Annotated in this window: 4 protein-coding genes; all 4 read left to right on the forward strand. The window is 33.0% G+C overall.

Annotation, left to right across the window (positions count from 1 at the left end):
- The coding region (locus VK071_11605; protein ID HLR35956.1) for a phage tail tape measure protein at positions 1-2,096 on the forward strand (2,096 nt) is incomplete at its 5' end.
- A complete protein-coding gene (locus tag VK071_11610) occupies positions 2,096-2,785 on the forward strand; it encodes a hypothetical protein (protein ID HLR35957.1) in 690 nt (229 codons plus the stop codon). The genes VK071_11605 and VK071_11610, both read left to right, overlap by 1 nt.
- Position 2,786: 1 nt before the next feature.
- Positions 2,787-3,167 (forward strand): hypothetical protein, encoded by a 381-nt coding sequence (locus VK071_11615; GenBank protein HLR35958.1) that lies wholly within the window; start codon positions 2,787-2,789, stop codon positions 3,165-3,167.
- Between the two features lie 22 nt (positions 3,168-3,189).
- Positions 3,190-6,702, forward strand: a 3,513-nt coding sequence (locus VK071_11620) for a phage tail protein (GenBank protein HLR35959.1), incomplete at its 3' end; no start/stop codon positions are given.

Consider the following 6,702-nt stretch of genomic DNA (forward strand, 5'->3'; position numbering starts at 1 on the left):
ATTTAGCAAGTGCAGTCATGAAAGGGTATGGAGATATTACAGCAGAATCTAATGAGCATGTTATGGATTTAGCTTTTATGACCTTAAAGCTAGGACAAACGTCATTCCCAGAATTGGCAAGTTCGATTGGAAAAGTGGTGCCTACATCAAATGAATTGGGGATTTCACAAGAAGAATTATTTACAGTCTTTGCAACTGGTACTGGTGTAACGGGCAATGCAAGTGAAGTTTCAACGCAATACCAAGGTGTTTTAAAAGCCTTGATGGCTCCTACGAAAGAAATGACAGCATTAATGGAAGAAATGGGTTACGAAGACGGTCAAGCTATGATTGCAAAAGAAGGATTGGCAGGATCTATACAATTAATAGTTGATAAGGCTGACGAAACTGGTACACCTTTACAAAAATATATCGGGTCTATAAAAGGGCAAGTACTAGCCTTAGCTTTGGCTGGGGAACAGTCGGATGTATATGCTGATAAGTTGGAACAAATGCAAGACGCCACGGGTGCTATGGATGAAGCTTTTAACGAAATGTCTGATACAACAGCCTTTACGTGGGCTCAAGCCATGGAAAAAATGAAGACTGCTGCAATAGAGCTAGGTGAAGTTTTAGCCCCAGTTGTAAGCAAAATAGCTGATGGAATTGGAAAATTAGCTGATAAATTTAGAGTTTTAAGTCCAGAACAAAAAGAATCAGTGGCTAAATTTATGGCAATAGTTGCTGCAATAGGCCCAATTTTAAAAATATTTGGGCCTTTACTAAATTTTACTGGAAAACTTACAACGGGTTTCGGGAGTTTTGTAGTTGCTTTAGGAAAGGCTGGAAGTTTTTCAGCTTTGTTAGCTCCAAAATTAACGGCAATAAAAGCTGGGTTTTCTGTATTGATGGGACCAGTAGGGATTGTTATAGCCTTGGTTGCAGCATTTGCGTTTGCGGCGTATAAAATTGTAAAAAATTGGGACATAGTAGGACCATTTTTAAAAGGCATATGGGATAAAATCAAAGAGATATTCTTTACATCTATAGAATTTATTAAAAATCTAATTGAAGTGGTTTGGACTGGGATGGCAACCTTTTTTGTGACTGCTTGGCAAATTATAACTACTCCTTTTATTTTTATATGGGAACTAATCAAATCAACAGTAATATCGGCTATGTCAATAATAGAAGCTATAATAGGTACTGTATTAGGTGTTATTCAAGTAATTTGGCAAATTATATGGGGCTTTATAGGTGAATTTGTTATATCTATTTGGGAGGGTATAAAAACCGTTATATCGACAGCTGTAGAATTTGTAAAAAACATCATAGTTGCATATATCACATCAATAAAAATATTTTGGTCTACAGTCTGGGAAACTATCAAAACAATTACATCTACAGTCTGGGAAGGCATCAAAACAGTAATATCTACAGTAATAAACGTTATTAAAACTATAATAACTACAGTATTTACAGTAGTACAAAATATAGTAACTACTATATGGAATGCAATTAAAACTGCAATTACTACCCCTATAAACGCAGCAAAAGAAATTGTATCAACTACAATCGAAAATATACGTTCTACAATCTCAAGGATCTTTAATTCGATAAAAACCACCACTCAAAGAGTCTGGAATAATATAAAAGAGAAGATGACTGAACCTATCAATAGTGCTAAAGAGAGAATATCTGACATCCTTGAAGATATAAAAGGTTTTTTTAGTAAATTAAAGTTAAAATTTCCTAAAATTGAAATGCCTGAATTACCTCATTTTAGGCTGGAAGGTAAATTTTCTCTTAAAGAAATGACGGTACCAAGGCTAAAAGTAGATTGGAGATCTATGGGAGGAATATTTAAAAGCCCTACCATATTACCTGGTGGGATTGGTGTAGGTGATGCATATCGAGGTGTAGGAAGTAAGGCAGAGGTTGTTGCTCCTTTATCTACTCTACTATCTTATATAAAACAAGTAGTACCACAACACACAGCAGAGCCTACCGTAGTAAATAATATTAATTTTAATGGAAATTATGGCTTTAGAGATAAAAACGACATAGATTATTTTATGAAAGAAGCAGCGAAAATAATAAGAAGGGAGGGTGTCTAGTGATAATAAACAACAAAGATATAAAAAAATTTGGAGCTACCCTCCTTGATTATGATATAGAAAACTCTGAAATAGTAAATTATAATGATTGGTTAGATGGTAGTTTTACTCCTGATACACATAGACAACTATTTAAATTTAGCTATATAACTTGCACTTTTTTAATAAGACAAAAAAATACTGATTTAGCTGAAATTATGATAAGTAACTTTATTAAACATTCTAGTAAGGCTATTTTAGATATAGAATGTTTATCTAGAAAATATAAAGGAGTTATAGAAGATGTCACTAAAGAAAAAATAACTAGAGGAATATTTGAATTAGAAGTGAAGTGGAAAACTGAATATAGTTTTAAAGAAGAACCTGAATTTATTTTAGAAGGTAAATCGGGTTCTGTTTTTGTACCTGGGAACGAAGGGACACCAGCATTTGTAGAGATAATGCCTTTAGTGAATATGATAGATTTAACGATTAATGGATTAGGTGACGATATACTTCTCAAAAACCTAACTAAAGATAAAATAATAATTATAGATGGGGAGAAAGGGCAAGTTTCAGAAGAAGGTAAAAATAAGTATATGGATTATGACAGCTGGGGGTTTCCTTATCTAGTTCCTGGTGAAAATACAATATCTATAGATAGGGACAATGTAGATGTAAAAATAAAATATAAATCGAGGTGGATATAAATTGAAATTGACTAATCAAGAATTATTAAATTCTATACCAACTTTACAAGAATTATCTAAAGAACAACTACCTATTAAAATTTCTTATACTATTTCTAAAAACATAAAAATTATAGAAGAAGAATTAAAGATTTATGAAGAAGAAAGGCAAAAATTAATAAAAAAGCATGCTGAATTGGATAAAGAAGGCAAACCAAAAGTAAATGACAATGGAAATTATATTATAAAACAAGAAAATCAATTAGACTTCAACAAAGAGGTCTTAGAGCTATTGAACATAGAAACGGATGTAAACATATGCAAGGTAGATTTAAATGCCTTAGATGGGCTAAAAATAAGCCCTTTAGAATTGACTTCTATATATTTTTTGATAGAGGAATAACTCCTACTAAGGAGGTTTTTTAATGTTAAAATTATACAATGTAAATAAAGAAAAAATTGAAGGACTAACCAAATATAAAGATTTAGTAAGAAAAAGAGATTTAAAGAAGGGGGAGGATACTCTCTCTTTTTCTTATCCAAAAAGTTTAAGCAGAAATATAAAAGAAGAATGCTACATTGAAACTAAATTTAATTTTTATGTTATTAAAGAAATTGATAATTCCGATAAGGATTGGATAAATGTAGTTGCAAAAGTAAATACAGAAGATTTAAAGTCAAAAACATTTCCTCATTTTGAGATGGTAAATAGCTATCTTAAAGATACTTTAAATTTAGCTTTAGCGGGCACAGAGTGGACTATAGGGCACAATAATATAGTTAAAAGAAGAACTGTGAGAGTAAGCAACAAAACACCTTTGGAGGTTATAGACGAGATAAGGAAGGTTTATAGAGCTGAAATTTTCTTTGATGCAATAAATAAAAAAGTAAATGTATATGAACAGCTTGGAGAAGATAAAGGCGATTTCTTCATGGAGGATATAAACCTTAAATCTTTGAACATATCCTCTGATAGTTATGATTATGTAACTAGATTAATTCCTCTAGGTAAAGATGGGCTAACTATAGAAGAAATAAATAACGGTAAAAAATACGTAGAAAACTATCAATACAGCGATAAAATTATCTATGCCACATGGGAGGATAATAGATATACAGTAGTAGAAAATTTAAAAGAAGATGCTATAGCTAAGTTAGAAGAATTATCGAAGCCGTATAAGAGCTATGAAGCTGATGTAATAGATTTAAGAGGTGCTAATTTAGGGGATACAATAACATTAATATCAAAGGAAAATGAAGTAAAAGAAAAACAAAGAGTAGTAAAAATAACAGAATACATTGATGAACCTTGGAAAAATAAAGTCGAAATAGCCAATAAAACTTATACATTCGAGGAAATGCAAAGTGAAGTTATGGACACAGTTGAAACGGCCGACACAGTCCTAACGTCAGACGGAATGGTAGATGAAAGTAAAATTGACTTTAACCCCATTCGTCAAGAATTTGTAACAATAATAGCAGAAAAAGCAGATATAAGAGACCTAAACGCTGCAGTTGCTCGTATAGGTACACTAGAAGCAACGAAAGCAAACATCACCGATTTAGAAGCAGTAAATGCACGTATAGACAATTTATACGCAGAAGATTTAAAAGCAGTCAATGCTGAAATAACATATCTAAAAGGTAACATAGCAGAAATTGACACTATACTATCTAAAGAAATATTTGTTGAACTAGCAGAAGTGGGTAAGATTGTAGCTGGGTCTAGTATAATTGCCGATGGAGCAATAGGAGACGCACAAATCAGCTATTTAACTGCTGGTAAAATTGTATCGGGTACTATTGATACTAGCTTTGTTACTGTGGCTGGAGCAGATGGGAAATTAAACATTACTGGAAATAGATTGCAAGTTATCCACGAAGGGTTGGAAAGAGTAGCCTTAGGTGATGTAAATAGAGATGGAACTGTGTATGGATTGAGAGTTAGGGGAGAAGATGGTGAGACTGTACTATTTGACGAAAGAGGTATTACAAGAGAAGGAATAACTGAAGGTAGTATTGATGATAGCAAAGTAGGAGACGACGCTAATATTAAGGGGCATAAACTAGATATAAATAGTGTCATAAGGGAAGTAAATGACGAAGGAACAGAAACTATAAAAGGAACGCGTGTACAGGTAGGAGATAGAACACTTGATGTGGAGCTATCAACGATACAATCGAATATAGATAGTATTGAAATTGGTGGGAGGAATTTTGTTAGAAATAGTGGTGTGGAAGGTGGATTTGATGAGGAGATAGAAACTACCTCCGAGGGAGATTTTGAGGTTGAAAATGAGTGGGGGAGGAATTTAGTAGGTAACTTTAACTTGAGAGAGTGGACAGCACAAAATGGTATAATAAAGCCGTCTTCGGGAGGACTCAGTTATGTCGTAAAACTTGAGTTTGATAAAAATTATGTTTTACACAGAAATAATACAGATAATAACAATCGTTTTCAATTATATTTTTATGACTTAGACGTGGATGATGAAAACGAAATATTAGGAGTAATCCCAAGTAAAACTTTATATCGTGATGGTAGTCTTATTGTAAACTTTAATAGCAATAATTACAGATGGCTGGTCATATATGTAACTAACCAAAAAAGAGTTGATGATATTGGAAGGGGGAAAATTAAATTAGAAAAAGGCTCCACTGCCACCCCATGGACACCAGCTCCTGAAGATTTCAACAACCTTAAAGGCGCTAAATACAACCTATCAACTAAATTAAAGAAAAATCAATACTATACTATATCCTTAGATGGTAACTTTAATGAAAGTGACTTTATAGGCATATGGCTAGGTAACAATAAATTTATAGGCTATCTTGATGAAGATAATAAAATAACTTTTAAATCTAATATAGATATAGATGATGATTATATTATTGTAAAATCATTATCAGAGAAAGGGAATATAAACTGGATTAAGCTAGAAAAAGGAAATAAAGCCACCGATTGGACACCTGCCCCCGAAGATTTCACGGCTGAAATTACCCACCAAAGAGCCTTAATACAAGCCTTAGATGATAAAATACTCCTCAAGGTAGATAGACAAGAGTTTACACAGTATAAATCTACTACAGATGAGAATATAGGTTTAATTAACACGCAACTTACTAAAAATACATCTAGCATTGACATACTACAAGAGCAAATCAAATTGAAAGTAGAACAAGTTGATATAGAAAATGCTATAGCTGATATGGAAATTGGTGGAAGGAACTTACTAAGAGGTACTTCTTCTTATTATCAAACCTTTTTTATGTCTAACGTGTGGTGGGAACCTTTACCAAATAGCGAGAGAAAAACATTATATGAATGGGGAGTATCTCCAGGTGATACCTTAACTTTAAGAATATATATAAATCCTGTTAATGGATATGGCGGGAATGCTAGATTTTCCTTTTATAGAGCAGATGGAACGTACACTCAACCTACAGGTAACAAAATTACTGCTAACACAGGTGAGGGTTATTCCGTATTAACTACAATTATTCCTGATGAGTGTACAGAGATGGCAGTAGGAATACAAAATGAAGTCCAAAATACTGGTACAACCTATGACGTAGATATAAAAGAAGCAAAATTAGAAAAAGGAAATAAGGCTACCGACTGGACACCTGCACCAGAAGACGTCGACGCTGAATTCACAAAAATAAATACTCAACTAGCAGAAATAAACATTGACCTAAACAACATAACATCAAGGGTACAAGAAACAGAAACTGATTTAACAAATGTAACTAACAAAGTCACTATACTAGAGCAAACAGCCGAAGACTTTGCTATTAGCATAAGAAAATATGAAGATGGAATATTTGAAGGAGCAACATATACCTTCGATGGACAAAATGCAACGTTTAGGGGAGCAGGGCTAAAGATACAAAACAATTTTGGAGCAGATGTGTTATGGGGGGATATACAAGGAAAC

It is taken from the genome of Tissierellales bacterium, from assembly GCA_035301805.1.
In the GTDB taxonomy this organism is placed as follows: Bacteria; Bacillota; Clostridia; order Tissierellales; family DATGTQ01; genus DATGTQ01.